We start from the raw sequence: 16,170 nt of genomic DNA, 5'->3' as shown, positions 1-16,170 counted from the left end.
CTGTACCCCGATCAAAGCCCAACGCCTCTGGATCGGATGCCGACTTGATACGTCCCCTCCTGCTGTCACTCAGCCTGGCCTTGAGCTTTCCCGCAGCCGCGATGGTGAGCGAAAGCCACGGATACGCGCAGTTCGGCACGCTCAAGTACCCAGCCACATTCACCCACTTCGACTGGGTCAACCCGCAAGCGCCCAAGGGCGGTACCTTGCGGGCCATGGCTTTCGGCACCTTCGACACGCTCAACCCCTACACCTTCAAGGGCACCAGCCCGGTTACCACGCCGAATTTCCTGCAATACGGCGTCAGCGAGCTGAACGAAACATTGATGGTCGGCACCGGCCAGTACGACCCGTCCGGTGACGAGCCCACCTCCAGCTATGGCCTGATCGCCCGCTCGGTGGAGTACAGCGAAGACCGCAGCTGGGTGGTGTTCAACCTGCGCCCGGAAGCGCGCTGGCATGACGGCACGCCGATTACCGCCGCCGACGTGGCATTCTCGTACCGCACCCTGCTCAAGCAAGGCCACCCGATCTACCGCACCAACCTGCAGGAAGTGCAGCGCGTCGACATCCTCGGCCCGCTGCGTATCCGTTTCGTCTTCAAGCGTGCTGGCAACCCGCTGTTGATCCTGCGCCTGGGCGAGATGCCGGTACTGCCCAAGCACTATTGGCAAAAGCGTGACTTCGAGGCCACCACCTTCGAGCCGCCGCTGGGGAGCGGGCCGTATCGCATCACCCAGGTGGAGCCTGGCCGGCGCCTGGTGTTCGAGCGGGTGAAAAACTACTGGGGCAAGGACCTGGCGGTAAACCGCGGCAAGTACAACTTCAACCGCGTCGAGTACGAGTTCTACCGCGATGCCACCGTGGCCTTCGAAGCGTTCAAGGCCGGTGAGTTCGACATCTATATCGAGCACCAGGCGAAAAACTGGGCCAACGGCTACAACTTCCCGGCCGTACGCCGTGGCGAGGTGATCAAGGCACAGATCCCGCACCGCATCCCGACCCAGACCCAAGGCCTGTTCATGAACAGCCGCCGGGCCGCCTTCAGCGACCCCAGGGTGCGCCAGGCGCTGGGCCTGATGCTCGATTTCGAGTGGACCAACCGCGCGCTGTTCAGCAGCGCCTACCGCCGTGCGAGCAGCTACTACCCCAACAGCGAGTTCGCCGCCAGCGGCGTGCCCACCGGCAAGGAGTGGCTGCTGCTGGCGCCATTGCGCGACCAACTGCCCGACAAGCTGTTCACCCAGCCCTACCAGGTCAGCCATACCGACGGGCGCGGCATCGGCCGCCAGACCCTGCGCCAGGCCCTGGGCCTGCTCAATCAGGCCGGCTGGAAGCTTGACGGCCAGCGCCTGGTCAATGCCAAGGGCCAGCCGCTGCGCATGGAACTGCTGCTGGTGAACCCGAGCCTCGAACGCATCCTGCAACCTTATGTCGAAAACCTCGCCAGTATCGGCATCGAGGCGCGCTTGCGCACCGTAGACCGTGCCCAGTACAAACAACGCCTGGACCAGTTCGATTTCGACATGATCCTGATGACCCTGAACCAGACCTTGAGCCCCGGCCTCGAGCAGTGGCTGTACTTTCATTCCAGCCAGGCCTCGATCAAGGGCAGCAAGAACTATGCTGGGGTCAAGGACCCGGTGGTCGACCACCTGCTCGACACCCTGCTGGCCGCGCGCACCCGCGACGACCAGGTCGCCGCCGCCCGCGCCCTGGACCGCGTGCTTTCATGGCAGTACTACATGATCCCCAACTGGTACCTCGACAATCACCGCCTGGCCTACCGCAACCGGTTCGCCTTCGTCACCACGCCGCCCTATACCCTCGGGCTGAATACCTGGTGGATAAAGCCTTCGGAGAACGCCCAATGAAGCCGACGCATCGCCTGGCCTGCAGCCTGCTGTTCGCCTGCCTGAGCCTGCCCGCGCTGGCCGCGCCGCAACACGCGCTGACCTTGTATGACGAGCCGCCGAAATACCCGGCCGACTTCAAGCACTTCGACTACGTGAACCCCGACGCCCCCAAGGGTGGCACCTTCCGCCAATCCAGCTTCGGCGGTTTCGACAGCCTCAACCCGTTCATCAACAAGGGCGTGTCGGCCGACAACGTCAGCATCATCTACGACACCCTGATGCGCCAGAGCCAGGATGAGCCGTTCACCGAGTACGGCCTGGTCGCCGGCAAGATCGAGAAGGCCCCGGACAACAGCTGGGTGCGCTTCTACCTGCGCCCCGAAGCACGCTTCCACGATGGCCACCCGATGCGCGCCGACGACGTGGTGTTCACCTTCAATACCCTGATCAAGGACGGTGCACCGCTGTATCGTCAGTACTACAGCGATGTGGCCGAAGTGGTCGCCGAAGACCCGCTAAAGGTGCTGTTCAAGTTCAAGCACAACAACAACCGGGAACTGCCACTGATTCTCGGCCAACTGCCGGTATTGCCCAAGCACTGGTACGAAAACCGTGAATTCACCCGGGGCAACCTCGAACTGCCGCTTGGCAGCGGCCCCTACAAGGTTGCCGAGGTCAAAGCCGGGCGCTCGATCCGCTATGAGCGGGTCAAGGACTACTGGGCCAAGGACCTGCCGATCAACCGTGGCTTCTACAACTTCGACGCCATGACCTTCGATGTCTACCGCGATAACAACGTGGCGCTGGAGGCACTCAAGGCCGGCGCCTTCGACTACGAACTGGAGATGAGCGCGAAGAACTGGGCCACTGCCTACGACGTGCCCGCCGTGCGCGACGGGCGCCTGATCAAGGAAGAACTGCCCAACGGCAATCCGGTGGGCATGCAGGGCTTCATCTTCAACCTGCGCAAGCCGGTGTTTCAGGACGTGCGGGTGCGCAAGGCGCTGAGCCTGCTGTTCGACTTCGAATGGACCAACAAGCAGTTGTTCAACGGCGCCTACATTCGCACCGACAGTTACTTCGAAAACTCCGAGATGGCCGCCAGCGGCCTGCCCTCGCCAGCCGAGCTGAAAATCCTCGAGCCGCTGCGGGGCAAGGTACCTGACCAGGTATTCACCGAGGCGTTCACCAACCCGGTGAGCGACGGCAGCGGCATGATCCGCGAGCAACAGCGCCAGGCCTACAAGCTGCTGCAGGAGGCCGGCTGGAAGATCGTCGACGACAAGATGGTCGACAAGGATGGCAAGCCGGTGAACCTCGAGTTCCTGCTCGCGCAAACCCAGTTCGAACGCGTACTGCTGCCGTTCAAACGCAACCTTGCCGACCTGGGCATCGGTTTCGAGATCCGCCGCGTGGACGTCTCGCAATACATCAACCGGCTGCGCTCGCGCGACTTCGACATGATCGTCAGCGGTTACCCGCAATCCAATTCGCCGGGCAACGAACAGCGTGAGTTCTGGTCGAGCGCCGCCGCCGACAACCCCGGCAGCCGCAACTTCATGGGCCTGCGCGACCCCGCTATCGATCAACTGGTGGAGGCGCTGATCAATGCCGACTCGCGCCAGAGCCTGATCGAGCACTGCCGTGCCCTCGACCGCGTGCTGCAATGGGGCTACTACGTGGTACCCAACTGGCACATCAAGACCAACCGCGTGGCCTACTGGAACCACATCGGCCACCCCAAGGTTTCGCCGAAGTACGACGTCGGCATCGATACCTGGTGGATCAAGCCCAACGTGACCCCAGCGGTCAGCGAAGCCCCGACGCAAGAGGCCCACTGACATGCTGGCCTATATCCTGCGCCGCCTGCTGCTGATCATTCCGACCCTGTTCGGCATCCTGATCATCAACTTCATCATCGTCCAGGCCGCCCCCGGCGGCCCGGTGGAACAGATGATCGCCAAGCTCGAAGGCTTCGAGGGCGCCACCAGTCGCATCGCCGGCGGCGGTGCCGAAGTCTCGGTGGCCGGCTCCAACTACCGCGGTGCCCAGGGCCTGGACCCGGCGCTGATCGCCGAGATCGAGCACATGTATGGCTTCGACAAGTCGGCGCCAGAACGCCTGTGGATCATGATCAAGAACTACGCCACGCTGGACTTCGGCGACAGCTTCTTCCGCGACGCCAAGGTCATCGACCTGATCGCCGAGAAATTGCCGGTGTCGATTTCGCTGGGGCTGTGGAGCACGCTGATCATGTACCTGGTGTCGATCCCCCTGGGGATCGCCAAGGCGGTGCGTCATGGCAGCCACTTCGACGTCTGGACCAGTTCGGCGATCATCGTCGGCTACGCCATCCCGGCGTTCCTGTTCGCCATCCTGCTGATCGTGCTGTTCGCCGGCGGCAGCTACTTCGACTGGTTCCCGTTGCGCGGCCTGACCTCCAACAACTTCGACGAACTGTCCGCCACCGGCAAGGTGCTGGACTACTTCTGGCACCTGGTGCTGCCGATCACCGCGCTGGTGATCGGCAACTTCGCCACCATGACCTTGCTGACCAAGAACAGCTTCCTCGACGAAATCAACAAGCAGTACGTGGTCACCGCCAAGGCCAAGGGCCTGAGCCGGCCGCGGGTGCTGTACGGGCATGTGTTCCGCAACGCCATGCTGCTGGTGATCGCCGGTTTTCCGTCGGCGTTCATCGGCATCTTCTTCACCGGCTCGTTGCTGATCGAGGTGATCTTCAGCCTCGACGGCCTGGGCCTGATGAGTTTCGAAGCGGCGATCAACCGCGACTACCCGGTGGTCTTCGGCACCCTGTTCATCTTCACCCTGCTCGGGCTGGTGGTGAAACTGATCGGCGACCTGACCTACACCCTGGTCGATCCACGTATCGACTTCGCCAGCCGGGAGCACTGACATGGCCCTTTCTCCCCTCAACCGCCGGCGCTTCGAGCGCTTCAAGGCCAACCGCCGAGGCTGGTGGTCGCTGTGGCTGTTCCTGATCCTGTTTGGCCTGAGCCTGGGCGCCGAACTGATCGCCAACGACAAACCGATTGCCGTGCGCTACGAAGGCTCATGGTACTTCCCTGCGTTCAAGCGCTACCCGGAAACCACCTTTGGCGGCGAGTTCCCGCTGGAGGCCAACTACAAGAGCCCATACATCCGCGACCTGCTGGAGAAGAAAGACAGCTTCGTGCTCTGGGCGCCGATCCCGTTCAGCTACCAGAGCATCAACTACGACCTGCGCGTACCAGCCCCGGCGCCGCCCTCGGCGGATAACTGGCTGGGTACCGACGACCAGGGCCGCGACGTGCTGGCGCGGGTGATCTATGGCTTCCGCGTCTCGGTACTGTTCGCCATCACCCTGACCGTACTGAGTTCCATCGTTGGCGTCATCGCTGGCGCCTTGCAGGGCTTCTACGGTGGCTGGGTCGACCTGGCCGGGCAGCGCTTCCTGGAAATCTGGTCCGGCCTGCCGGTACTGTACCTGCTGATCATCCTCGCCAGCTTCGTGCAGCCGAACTTCTGGTGGCTGCTGGGCATCATGCTGCTGTTCTCGTGGATGAGCCTGGTGGACGTGGTGCGCGCCGAGTTCCTGCGCGGGCGCAACCTGGAGTACGTGCGCGCGGCCCGCGCCCTGGGCATGCGCAACGGCGCAATCATGTACCGGCACATCCTGCCCAACGCGATGATCTCGACCATGACCTTCATGCCGTTCATCCTCACCGGAGCCATCGGCACCCTGACCGCGCTGGACTTCCTCGGCTTCGGCCTGCCCCCCGGCGCGCCGTCGCTGGGTGAACTGGTGGCGCAAGGCAAGTCCAACCTGCAAGCCCCGTGGCTGGGCATCAGCGCCTTCGCCGTACTGGCGATCATGCTGAGCCTGCTGGTGTTCATCGGCGAATCCGCCCGCGATGCCTTCGACCCGAGGAAGTGAAATGAGCGAACAGAACCTGATCGAAGTGCGCGACCTGGCCGTGGAGTTTGTCACCGGCGAGCAGGTCAACCGCGTGGTCGACGGCATCAGCTTCGACATCCGCAAGGGCGAGACCCTGGCCCTGGTCGGCGAAAGCGGTTCGGGCAAATCGGTCACCGCGCACTCGATCCTGCGCCTGCTGCCCTACCCGCTGGCGCGTCACCCGAGTGGCAGCATCCGCTATGAAGGCCAGGACCTGCTGCAACAGAACGAGAAGACCCTGCAGCGCATTCGCGGCAACCGCATCGCGATGATCTTCCAGGAGCCGATGACTTCGCTGAATCCGCTGCACTGCATCGAGAAGCAGATCAACGAAATCCTCCTGCTGCACAAAGGCCTGACCGGCAAGCAAGCCACTGCACGCACGCTTGAACTGCTGGAAATGGTCGGCATTCCTGAACCGCGCAAGCGCCTGAAGGCCCTGCCCCACGAGCTGTCCGGCGGCCAGCGCCAGCGGGTGATGATCGCCATGGCCCTGGCCAACGAGCCGGAGCTGCTGATTGCCGACGAACCGACCACGGCGCTGGATGTGACCGTGCAGTTGAAGATCCTCGATCTGCTGAAAAAGCTGCAGGCGCGGCTGGGCATGGCCCTGCTGCTGATCAGCCACGACCTCAACCTGGTGCGCCGCATCGCCCATCGCGTGTGCGTGATGCAACGCGGGCAGATCGTCGAACAGGCCGAGTGCGCCACGCTGTTCAGTGCGCCGCAGCATCACTACACGCAGATGCTGATCAATGCCGAGCCCAGCGGGTTGCCTGCGCATAATCCGATTGGCGCGCCGTTGCTGGAGGTGAAAGACCTGAAGGTGTGGTTCCCGATCAAGAAGGGGCTGTTGCGCAAGACGGTTGACCACGTAAAGGCGGTGGACGGGATCAACTTCAGCCTGCCCCAGGGGCAGACGCTGGGGATCGTCGGCGAGTCCGGGTCGGGCAAGTCGACGCTGGGGCTGGCGATTCTGCGGCTGATCTCCAGCCAGGGCGGGATCCGTTTTCATGGCCAGCAGCTCGAAGGGATGAACCAGAAAGCCGTGCGGCCACTGCGGCGGGAGATGCAGGTGGTGTTCCAGGACCCCTTCGGCAGCCTGAGCCCGCGCATGTGCGTGGAGGACATCGTTGGCGAGGGGCTGCGGATTCACAAGATCGGCACGCCTGCGCAACAGGAGGCGGCGATCGTTGCGGCGCTGGAGGAAGTGGGCCTGGACCCGCGCACCCGTCATCGCTACCCGCATGAGTTCTCCGGTGGCCAGCGCCAGCGCATCGCCATTGCCCGGGCGTTGGTGTTGAAACCGGCGCTGATTCTGCTGGATGAGCCGACCTCGGCGCTGGACCGCACGGTGCAGCGGCAGGTGGTGGAGTTGCTGAGGAATCTGCAGGCCAAGTACAACCTGACCTACCTGTTCATCAGCCATGACCTGGCGGTGGTGAAAGCGTTGAGTCACCAGTTGATGGTGATCAAGCATGGGCATGTGGTGGAGCAAGGGGATGCGCGGGAGATCTTCCATGCGCCACAGCATGTTTATACGCGGCAGTTGTTGGAGGCGGCGTTTTTGGGTTCTTCGTGAGGGCGCCAGGTGCCTGTCGAGAGATTTGCAGCGCCTGTGAAATCGAGCGCCGCCCGCGCGGCGCATCGCGAGCTGCGCTCGCTCCTACGTTTGTTTCGGGCCAATCATTCCTGGGGGATATGTGCGCGAACGCCTTGGCGCATGGCGCGGTATCGCGTCGTACCCGCAAGGCGGTCGCGCGCGCCTGCCACAGGCGTTACTGGCCCGAAACAAACGTAGGAGCGAGCGCAGCTCGCGATGCGCCGCGCGGGCGGCGCTCGATTTCAGCCCCCCCGCAAAAACCAAGGCATGCACCTGTCAGCCTTCTGCACACCCCCATGAATCATCAAAATTTCTGATCACGATCGTCTTTCATCATCAGCCAGATCGGGAATAGATTCTGCGCAGTCAACTCCCAGCAGCAACGGTAGCCCCCATGTCCAGCCAACAACAAAAGCCCGCCTCCCCTGCCCTCGACACGCTGATCCAGCGCTCCGGCCTGCCCGGCCCATCCCTCAGCGAAGCCCAGGCCCATGCGCTGCTGCAGGCGCACTACGGCCTGGATGGCGAGCTGACTGCGCTGGGCAGCCAGCAGGACCTGAACTTCCGCGTGGACTCGGCGCAAGGGCGCTTCGTGCTCAAGGCTTGCCATGGCAGCTACGCCCAGGTCGAATTGCAAGCACAGCACGCCGCCCTGGCCTACCTGCGCGAGCAGGGCTTGCCAGTGCCGGCCGTGCAGGTTGCGCAAGCGGGCGAGACCTTGCTGGCGGTGGACATCGACGGTCAACCCCTGCGGGTACGCCTGCTCGAGTACATCGACGGCCAGCCACTGACCCGCCTCGCGCACATGCCGCCACGCCTGATGGCCGAACTGGGCAGGCTGTGCGCACGGCTCGACCAGGCCCTGGTCGACTTCGACCACCCAGGCCTCGAGCGCACCCTGCAATGGGACCCGCAACATGCCCAGGCGCTGATCGAGCACCTGCTGCCGGTGCTGCAGGACGCCGGGCAGCGCAGCCGCATCGAGCAGGCCACACGTCTGGCCAGCGAACACCTGGCCCCCTTGGCGGACCGGCTGCCGACCCAGGCCGTGCACCTGGACATCACCGACGACAACACCGTGTGGGCCCACGATGAACACCGCCAATGGCAACTGCAGGGGGTGATCGACTTCGGCGACCTGTCGCGCACCTGGCGCATCGCCGACCTGTCGGTGACCTGCGCGGCGTTGCTGCACCATGCCGAAGGCGACCCGCTGCGGATCCTGCCGGCAGTCAGTGCCTACCAGGCGCTCAACCCGCTGACCGAAGCCGAACTGCGTGCCCTGTGGCCATTGGTGCTGAACCGTGCAGCAGTGCTGGTACTGAGCAGCGCCCAGCAATTGGCCGTGGACCCGGACAACCAGTACACCCGCGACAATGTCGCCCATGAATGGGAAATTTTCGATACCGCCACTGCCGTGCCATTGAGCCTGATGCAAGCGGCCATTCTGCAGGCCGCCGGCCTGCAAGCCGACGCAGCGGACTTCACTGGCTGTACACCACTGCTGCCCGAGCTGGCCGGGCAGCCCGTCACCCGCATCGACCTGGGTGTGCTAAGCGTCCATTGCGAAGCCGGTAACTGGGAGCAAGCCGGCTTCGACCAGCATCTGCTGACCTCGCAGCCGGCGCCTGCCTGCAGCCTGCACGGGCAGTATCGCCTGTCGCAAACCCACATCGACCGCCCCGAAGAGCCTGCCACCTGCGCGCTGGGCGTAGAGCTGCATGTGCCCAACGGCAGCCTGGTACAGGCGCCCGAGGCGGGCACCTGGCAACGTCATGGCGACGGTCGCGGCTGCCTGCGCACACCTCACTGGGCCCTGTGGTTGCAAGGGCTGGAAGAGGCTCCGGCTGATGGCCAGGCGTTGGCCAAAGGGCAATCCCTGGGCAGCAGTTGCGGCTTCCTCAGTGTCCAGCTGTGCCTCGACACCCACATCCAGCCACCGTTCTTTGCCACACCGTCCCAGGCTGCTGCCTGGCTGGCCCTGTGCCCGTCGCCTGCCACGCTGCTGGGTTTCGATTGCGCTGCCGACCCCTTGCCCGACCCGCAGGCCCTGCTGGCCCGCCGTGACGCCAGCTTCGCCCGCTCGCAGAAACACTACTACGCGCAACCGCCGCAGATCGAACGCGGCTGGCGCAACTACCTGATCGACCTGCAGGGTCGCTCCTACCTGGACATGCTCAACAACGTCGCCGTGCTGGGCCACGGCCACCCGCGCATGGTCGCCGAATCGGCGCGCCAGTGGTCGCTGCTCAACACCAACTCACGCTTCCATTACGCCGCCATCACCGAGTTCTCCGAGCGCCTGCTCGACCTCGCTCCCGAGGGCTTCGACCGGGTGTTCATGGTCAACAGCGGCACCGAGGCCAACGACCTGGCAATCCGCCTGGCCTGGGCCTATAGCGGCGGCCGCGATCTGCTCAGCGTGCTGGAGGCCTACCACGGTTGGTCGGTGGCCACCGATGCGATATCCACCTCCATCGCCGACAACCCGCAGGCGCTGGAAACCCGCCCGGACTGGGTGCACCCGGTAGAGGCGCCGAACACCTTCCGCGGCCGGTTCCGCGGTGCCGACACGGCCGCCGACTACCTGCGCGACGTCGACGCCAAGTTGGCCGACCTCGACGCCCGAGGCCGCCAGCTGGCTGGCCTGATCTGCGAGCCGGTGTACGGCAATGCCGGGGGCATCTCGCTGCCGGCCGGTTACCTGCGCGAGGCCTATGCCAAGGTCCGCGCCCGCGGTGGGGTGTGCATCGCCGATGAGGTGCAGGTCGGTTATGGCCGCTTGGGCGAGTACTTCTGGGGCTTCGAGGAACAGGGTGTGGTGCCCGACATCATCACCATGGCCAAGGGCATGGGCAACGGCCAGCCGTTGGGCGTGGTGATCACCCGCCGCGAGATCGCCGAGGCCCTGGAAGCCGAGGGCTACTTCTTCTCCTCGGCCGGCGGCAGCCCGGTCAGCTGCCGCATCGGCATGGCGGTGCTGGACGTGATGCAGGAAGAAGGCCTGTGGGACAACGCCCGCGACACCGGGCGCTATTTCAAGGCGCGCCTGCAGGCACTGGTCGACAAGCACCCGCTGGCTGGCGCGGCCCATGGTTCGGGCTTCTACCTGGGGCTGGAGCTGGTACGCGACCGTGCAACCCTGGAGCCGGCCACCGAGGAAACCATGCTGCTGTGCGACCGCCTGCGCGAGCTGGGCATTTTCATGCAACCGACCGGCGACTACCTGAACATCCTCAAGATCAAGCCGCCGATGTGCACCACCCGGGCGAGCGTCGACTACTTCGTCGACAGCATCGACCGGGTGCTTGGCGAAGGGCTGTAAGGAATGGCGTAAGGGCTGAGGTGCCGGGTTTTAGATTTTCAGCGCCTGGGCGATCGAGCGCCGCCCGCGCGGCGCATCGCGAGCTGCGCTCGCTCCTACGTTTGTTTCGGGCCAATTTTTCCTGGGGGATTTGCGCGCGGACGCCTTGGCGCACGGCGCGATATTGCGTCGACCCCACAAGGCGGTCGCGCGCGCCCGCCACAGGCGTTACTGGCCAGAAACAAACGTAGGAGCGAGCGCAGCTCGCGATGCGCCGCGCGGGCGGCGCTCGATCGCCCAGGCGCTGAACATCTCCAGACCAACCTTTAGCAACCCAGATACATTCCCTCCACTCAATCCATTACTCTTTCTCACAACCTCCCCCGACAGTAGGTTTCAATCAGCATGGCCTTCAGCAGCGACTCCCTGGCAATTTTCCTCGCGGTGCTGGAAGCGGGCTCGTTCTCTGCCGCCGCCCGCAAACTGGGGCGTGTGCCGTCGGCCGTGAGCATGGCCATCGCGCAACTGGAGGCCGAGCTGGACCTGGCCCTGTTCGACCGGGCCACACGCAAGGCCTTGCCCACCAGCGCCGCCCTGGCCCTGGAGCCGCAGGCGCGGCAGGTGATCTGCCAGCTCAACCTGCTCGATGCGCAAGCCCTGCAACTGCATCAGGGGCTGGAAAAACGCCTGACCATCGCCATGGCCCCGGAACTTCAGACCGGCCGCTGGAGCCAGCCGCTGGAAACCCTGGCGAAGGAATTTCCCAGCCTGGAGATCGAAGTGCGCTCGGCGACCCAGACCGAGGCAGTGCGCTTGCTGCATGAAGGCAGCGTACAACTGGCGCTGGTGTTCGAACGCCCGGGGATCGATGAGCGCGAGTCCTTTCTCGAAGCCGGCAGCCAGTTGCTGGTGGCCGTGGCCTCGCCGCGCCATCCGGCAGGCAGCAACAGCGGTACACCACTGCCTGAGGAAGCGTTTGCCGAACAGCGGCAGATCATCGTGGCCTCGGGCAAGGCCACCGGCTCGGACCCGCGCATGGTGCTGTCGCGGCGCATATGGCTGACCGACAGCTACCTGGCGACACTCGATCTGGTGCAGTCCGGCCTGGGCTGGGCCTACTTGCCACAGCCGCTGGTGGAGCCGCTGATTGCCTCGGGGGCACTGGCCGAGGTGCGCTTTGACAACATGGCCAGCCGCTTGCGGCTGTGGGTGGACATCATCTGGCTGAAACCACGACCGTTGGGCTTGGGCGCCAGGCGTTATCTGGAGGTGATGCGTCAGCTCTTCGACAAAGAACCACCCAGGGCTTGAAACGGCGCGGGCCATGTGGGAGCGGGCGTGCCCGCGAAGCAAGCACCGCGGAGTTTGGCACCGGCTTTGCCGGTGTTCGCGGGCATGCCCGCTCCCACAGGGATCACATCAGGGCTGAGGTGCCACCAGGCGATACCCCACCCCGGCCTCGGTAATGATGAACCGTGGCGCCGTCGGGTCATCGCCGAGCTTCTGCCGCAAATGCCCCACCACGATCCGCAGGTAATGGGTATTGTCGACATGGGTCGGCCCCCAGATGTCCTTGAGCAGTTGCTGCTGGGTAATCACCCGCCCCGGATGCCCGGCCAGTTGTGCCAGCAGTGCGTACTCCTTGCGCGTCAGTGCAATCTCCAGACCATCCAGCGTCACCTTGCGAAAGGCGAAATCCACCACCAATGGCCCGAAGCTGGCCGTCACTTCGCTGCCACCCGACTGCGGCACCTGGCGCAGCAGCGCGCGCACCCGGGCAAGAAACTCCTGAATGCCGAATGGCTTGGTCACGTAGTCATTGGCGCCACCATCCAGCGCGTCGACCTTCTGCACTTCGCTGGCCCGCACCGACAGCACCAGCACGGGCACTGCGCTCCACTCGCGCAACTCACGCAGCACCTGCTGGCCATCCATGTCCGGCAGGCCGAGGTCGAGCACCACCAGGTCGGGCTTGGCCAGCGCGGCCTGGGCCAGCCCTTCGTTGCCGGTGGCGGCCTCGATCACCTTGTAGCCCTGGGAACTCAGGCTGATGCGCAGGAACTTGCGGATCTGCGGTTCATCGTCGATGACCAACAGGGTGGCGGATTGGCTCATGGGATTTCGCTTTCGGCTTCAGGTTGCTGGGGCAGCGGCAAGCATAGAGTGATGCAGGTGCCATGGCCATCGATGCCTTCGCTGACCAGGATCTGCCCACCATGGGCACCGATCATGCCCTGGCAGATCGCCAGGCCCAGGCCGGTGCCCTGGCCGCCGCGATCGCCGCGGGCAGCGGTGTAGAACATGTCGAAGATCTTCTCCCGTTCAGCCACCGGAATGCCGGGGCCCTGGTCGCTGACGGCGAAGTGCAACTGCTCGCCGTGCACCGATACCCGCAATTCCAGGCGGCCTTGCGCGGGCGAAAAGCGCGCGGCGTTTTCCAGCACATTGATCAACGCCTGCTCGATCAACGCGGCATGCACGAACAGCAGCGGCAGTTCAGCGGGCACGTCGGTATGCACGCGCAACGGCGCCAGTACCGCGCGCAGGCGGTTGAGGGCACTGCCGACGATATCGGCGGGGGCCACCCAGTCGCGGGCAAGCTTGAGGCCGCCGTGGCCCAGGCGAGTCATGTCGAGCAGGTTCTGGATGTAGCGGTCCAGGCGTTCAGCCTCGTTGCGCGTACCTTCGAGCAGCTCGCGGCGATCTTCGACGGGGATCGCCTCGCCCAGCGCCAGCAAGCTGTCGATGCTGCCGCGCATGGCCGTCAGCGGGGTGCGCAGATCGTGCGACACCGAGGCGAGCAAGGCGCTGCGCAGTTGCTCGGTTTCGCCGTGCAGGCGGGCGGCTTCGAGTTGTTCGGCCAGCCGGGCACGGGCCAGGGCCTGGGCCAGGGGTTGCCCCAGGGCCATCAACAGGCGCCGGCGCTGGGCGCTCAGCGGCTCGCCGGAACGCGGGCGCACGCCAAGCAGGGCCAGGGGTTGGTCGTCGACTGCCAGCGGCCACCACCACCAGCGGCCATTGGGCAAGGTATCGCTGCCGTGGCCGGCGGCCTGGCCGTGCTGCCAGGCCCACTCGGCGGCAGCACGTTCGTTGTCGCTCAAGGCCTGGGCTTCGCCGCTGGCCAATTGCAGCAGGCCTTCGCTGTTGCGCTCCAGCAGGCACACCTGCACGTCTTTCCAGCCATTGAGATGGCGACCGGCCGCGTTGAACACCGCCTGACGGTCGGTGGCCACGGTCAAGCGGCGCGACAGGTCGAGCAGTTGGTTGGTCTGCGCCTGGGTTTCCCGCAGGGCCTGCAGCTGGCTGCGCTGGCGGGCCGCGAGGTTGCCGGTGAGGGCCGCCATGAGCAGGAAGAACACCAGCGTCAGCACGTCTTCTTCGCGCTGGATGCTGAACGAGAAGTTCGGCGGAATGAACAGGAAATCGTAGGTCAGGAACGACAGCGCCGCACAGGCCAGCGCCGGGCCCAGGCTGCTGCGCACGGCCACCAGCAGCACGGCGGCGAGGAACACCAGCGAGATGTTGGGTAGCGCCAGCACGCTCGATACGCCCCAGGCCAGGCCCGCGGCCAGCGCCGTGGCCAGCAGCGCCAACAGGTAATGGCGCCAGACCCACACCCGGCTGACCGCCGCACGCGCCGGGCGTGCCTGGCTGTCGCGGTCGAGCACGTTGATCTCCAGACCATGGCTTTCGCGCAACAGCCGGGTAGCGACACCGGCACCGAACAGGCGCCGACGCAGCCGATCACGGGATTGCCCGACCAGCACCAGGCTGGCACGGCGCTCGCTGGCGTGCTGGATCAAGGTCCGCGCCACCTCGCCAGCGCGCAGCAACACCACCTCGCCACCCAGGCGCTCGGCCAGTTGCTGGGCCACCTGCAGGCGCTGGCGCGCAGCTTCGTCACGCAGCCGGCCGTTGTCGACGTGCACCAGGCTCCACGGCAGGTGGCGGCGCTGGGCAACACGGCTGGCGTGGCGCACCAGGCGTTCGGCCTGGTCATCGCCATCCACGCCCACCAGCAGGCGCCCGCGCAAAGCCGGCGCCGCTTCGCCGCGCAGGCGGTAACCGTGGGCCAGGTCAGCGTCGACCTGAGCGGCGGCGGTCTGCATGGCCAGCTCGCGCAGGGCGGTAAGGTTGGTTTGCGAGAAGTACGCGTCGATGGCCGCCCGTGCCTGCTCCGGCACGTAGACCTTGCCTTCGCGCAGGCGTTCGAGCAGTTCACGAGGTGGCAGGTCGATCAGCACCAGCTCGAATGCTTCCTGCAGCACCCAGTCGGGCAGCGTTTCGCGCACCTGCACGCCGGTAATGCCGCGGACCTTGTCGTTAAGGCTTTCCAGGTGCTGGACGTTGACCGTGGTGTACACGTCGATACCTGCGGCGAGCAGCTCCTGCACGTCCTGCCAGCGTTTGGCGTGGCGGCTGCCGGGGGCGTTGGTGTGTGCCAGCTCGTCGACCAGGACCAGGCTTGGCGCGGCCTGGAGCAGGCCGTCGAGGTCCATTTCCTCAAGGGTGACACCGCGGTACTCGCTGCGCAGCAGGGGCTGCTGGAGCAGGCCGCCGAGCAGCGCTTCGGTCTCGGCTCGGCCGTGGGTTTCGACCACCCCGGCCAGCACCTGCACACCTTGGCGTTGCTGGGCATGGGCGGCCTGGAGCATGGCGAAGGTCTTACCGACGCCAGGAGCGGCGCCGAGGAAGACCTTGAGGCGGCCGCGACCGCTGCGTGGGAGGTTGGCCAACAGCGCGTCTGCGCGGGTGGAGTCACTCATGTTTATTCCTGTTTCCTGCAATCAGCACACTTCAGGCGCAAACGCCGTAGCTGTGGGAGCGGGTTTATCGGGGCGCCGAAAAATCCGCTCCCACAGGTTCTCTGCTAGCCGTTCAAGTCATTTTTCAATGGCCTAGCTGGTCCAGGGCCTGGTTCAAGGCCAGCACATTGACCACCGGCGGCCCGATCAATGGGTGGAGGGTGGCCTCTTCCAGCAAGGCTTGCAAGCGCTCTACTGGCACCTGCCGCGCTGCGGCTACCCGGGGAATCTGGTAAGCCACCGCTGCCGGTGGCAAGTGCGGGTCCAGGCCGCTGCCCGAGGTGCTCAGCAGTGCCTGGGGCACCGGCCCCAACTGCGCCTGGTACAGCGTCGCAGCATCGCCTTTGACCCGTTCGGCCAGCGCCGGATTGCTCGGGGCCAGGTTGCTCGCGCTACTGGCCACGGTGGCAAAAGCACCCGCCGAAGGCCGTGAATGGAACCAGCCATCGCCCTGGAAATCCTGGGCAATCAAGGCCGACCCCCGCACCTGCCCGCGCTCATCGTGTACCAGGCTGCCATTGGCCTGCTCAGGGAACGCCAGCTGGGCAACTCCGGTCACCGCCAACGGGTACAGCGCGCCGGTGACCACGGTCATCAGCAGAATCAGGCTCAACGCCGGGCGTACGTAATGGTTCATGATGGCC

At 65.3% G+C, this 16,170-nt stretch carries 10 protein-coding genes; 7 read left to right on the top strand and 3 right to left on the bottom strand.

The genetic code is table 11. From position 1 onward, the window contains the following. Positions 1-101 precede the first annotated feature (101 nt). From OCX61_RS08305 to OCX61_RS08275, 7 genes are all read left to right on the top strand, one after another. Positions 102-1,874 (top strand): extracellular solute-binding protein, encoded by a 1,773-nt coding sequence (locus tag OCX61_RS08305; RefSeq protein ID WP_261944285.1) that lies wholly within the window; start codon positions 102-104, stop codon positions 1,872-1,874. Then, complete coding sequence (locus OCX61_RS08300) at positions 1,871-3,697, top strand: extracellular solute-binding protein (RefSeq protein ID WP_261943357.1); 1,827 nt, start codon at positions 1,871-1,873, stop codon at positions 3,695-3,697. Before OCX61_RS08305 ends, OCX61_RS08300 begins: the two co-directional genes overlap by 4 nt. A 1-nt stretch (position 3,698) precedes the next feature. Then, positions 3,699-4,772 (top strand): microcin C ABC transporter permease YejB, encoded by a 1,074-nt coding sequence (locus OCX61_RS08295; RefSeq protein WP_261943356.1) that lies wholly within the window; start codon positions 3,699-3,701, stop codon positions 4,770-4,772. Between the two features lies 1 nt (position 4,773). Beyond that, positions 4,774-5,793: an ABC transporter permease gene (locus OCX61_RS08290; protein ID WP_261943355.1), complete on the top strand. Its 1,020-nt coding sequence runs from the start codon at positions 4,774-4,776 to the stop codon at positions 5,791-5,793. A 1-nt stretch (position 5,794) separates the two neighbouring features. Continuing rightward, on the top strand, positions 5,795-7,396 hold the full coding sequence (locus tag OCX61_RS08285; protein WP_261943354.1) for an ABC transporter ATP-binding protein: 1,602 nt from the start codon (positions 5,795-5,797) through the stop codon (positions 7,394-7,396). Positions 7,397-7,811: 415 nt separating this feature from the next. Then, on the top strand, positions 7,812-10,742 hold the full coding sequence (locus OCX61_RS08280) for an aminotransferase (protein WP_261943353.1): 2,931 nt from the start codon (positions 7,812-7,814) through the stop codon (positions 10,740-10,742). Between the two features lie 384 nt (positions 10,743-11,126). Then, a complete protein-coding gene (locus tag OCX61_RS08275) occupies positions 11,127-12,032 on the top strand; it encodes a LysR family transcriptional regulator (protein ID WP_261943352.1) in 906 nt (301 codons plus the stop codon). A gap of 108 nt (positions 12,033-12,140) precedes the next feature. Here OCX61_RS08275 and OCX61_RS08270 read toward each other — a convergent pair whose 3' ends face one another. The 3 genes from OCX61_RS08270 to kdpC form a co-directional block, all read right to left on the bottom strand. Beyond that, entirely contained in the window at positions 12,141-12,836 is a 696-nt protein-coding gene (locus OCX61_RS08270; RefSeq protein ID WP_261943351.1) for a response regulator, read from the bottom strand. Then, complete coding sequence (locus OCX61_RS08265; protein ID WP_261943350.1) at positions 12,833-15,487, bottom strand: DUF4118 domain-containing protein; 2,655 nt, start codon at positions 15,485-15,487, stop codon at positions 12,833-12,835. Before OCX61_RS08265 ends, OCX61_RS08270 begins: the two co-directional genes overlap by 4 nt. Positions 15,488-15,611: 124 nt before the next feature. After that, positions 15,612-16,163 (bottom strand): potassium-transporting ATPase subunit KdpC, encoded by a 552-nt coding sequence (gene kdpC, locus OCX61_RS08260; RefSeq protein ID WP_261943349.1) that lies wholly within the window; start codon positions 16,161-16,163, stop codon positions 15,612-15,614. Between the last annotated feature and the right edge of the window lie 7 nt (positions 16,164-16,170).

Origin of the sequence: Pseudomonas sp. LRP2-20 (assembly GCF_024349685.1) — a bacterium.
Taxonomy (GTDB): domain Bacteria; phylum Pseudomonadota; class Gammaproteobacteria; order Pseudomonadales; family Pseudomonadaceae; genus Aquipseudomonas.
The sequence above is the reverse complement of the archived record's forward strand: the minus strand, read 5'-3'. Positions and strand labels throughout refer to the sequence as shown.

Excerpts from the sequence above, each read along its gene's own strand:
- kdpC (WP_261943349.1), bottom strand. The coding sequence starts at position 16,163 with ATGAACCATTACGTACGCCCGGCGTTGAGCCTGATTCTGCTGATGACC.
- OCX61_RS08305 (WP_261944285.1), top strand. The coding sequence starts at position 102 with ATGGTGAGCGAAAGCCACGGATACGCGCAGTTCGGCACGCTCAAGTAC.
- OCX61_RS08275 (WP_261943352.1), top strand. The coding sequence starts at position 11,127 with ATGGCCTTCAGCAGCGACTCCCTGGCAATTTTCCTCGCGGTGCTGGAA.
- OCX61_RS08270 (WP_261943351.1), bottom strand. The coding sequence starts at position 12,836 with ATGAGCCAATCCGCCACCCTGTTGGTCATCGACGATGAACCGCAGATC.
- OCX61_RS08285 (WP_261943354.1), top strand. The coding sequence starts at position 5,795 with ATGAGCGAACAGAACCTGATCGAAGTGCGCGACCTGGCCGTGGAGTTT.
- OCX61_RS08295 (WP_261943356.1), top strand. The coding sequence starts at position 3,699 with ATGCTGGCCTATATCCTGCGCCGCCTGCTGCTGATCATTCCGACCCTG.
- OCX61_RS08265 (WP_261943350.1), bottom strand. The coding sequence starts at position 15,487 with ATGAGTGACTCCACCCGCGCAGACGCGCTGTTGGCCAACCTCCCACGC.
- OCX61_RS08280 (WP_261943353.1), top strand. The coding sequence starts at position 7,812 with ATGTCCAGCCAACAACAAAAGCCCGCCTCCCCTGCCCTCGACACGCTG.
- OCX61_RS08290 (WP_261943355.1), top strand. The coding sequence starts at position 4,774 with ATGGCCCTTTCTCCCCTCAACCGCCGGCGCTTCGAGCGCTTCAAGGCC.
- OCX61_RS08300 (WP_261943357.1), top strand. The coding sequence starts at position 1,871 with ATGAAGCCGACGCATCGCCTGGCCTGCAGCCTGCTGTTCGCCTGCCTG.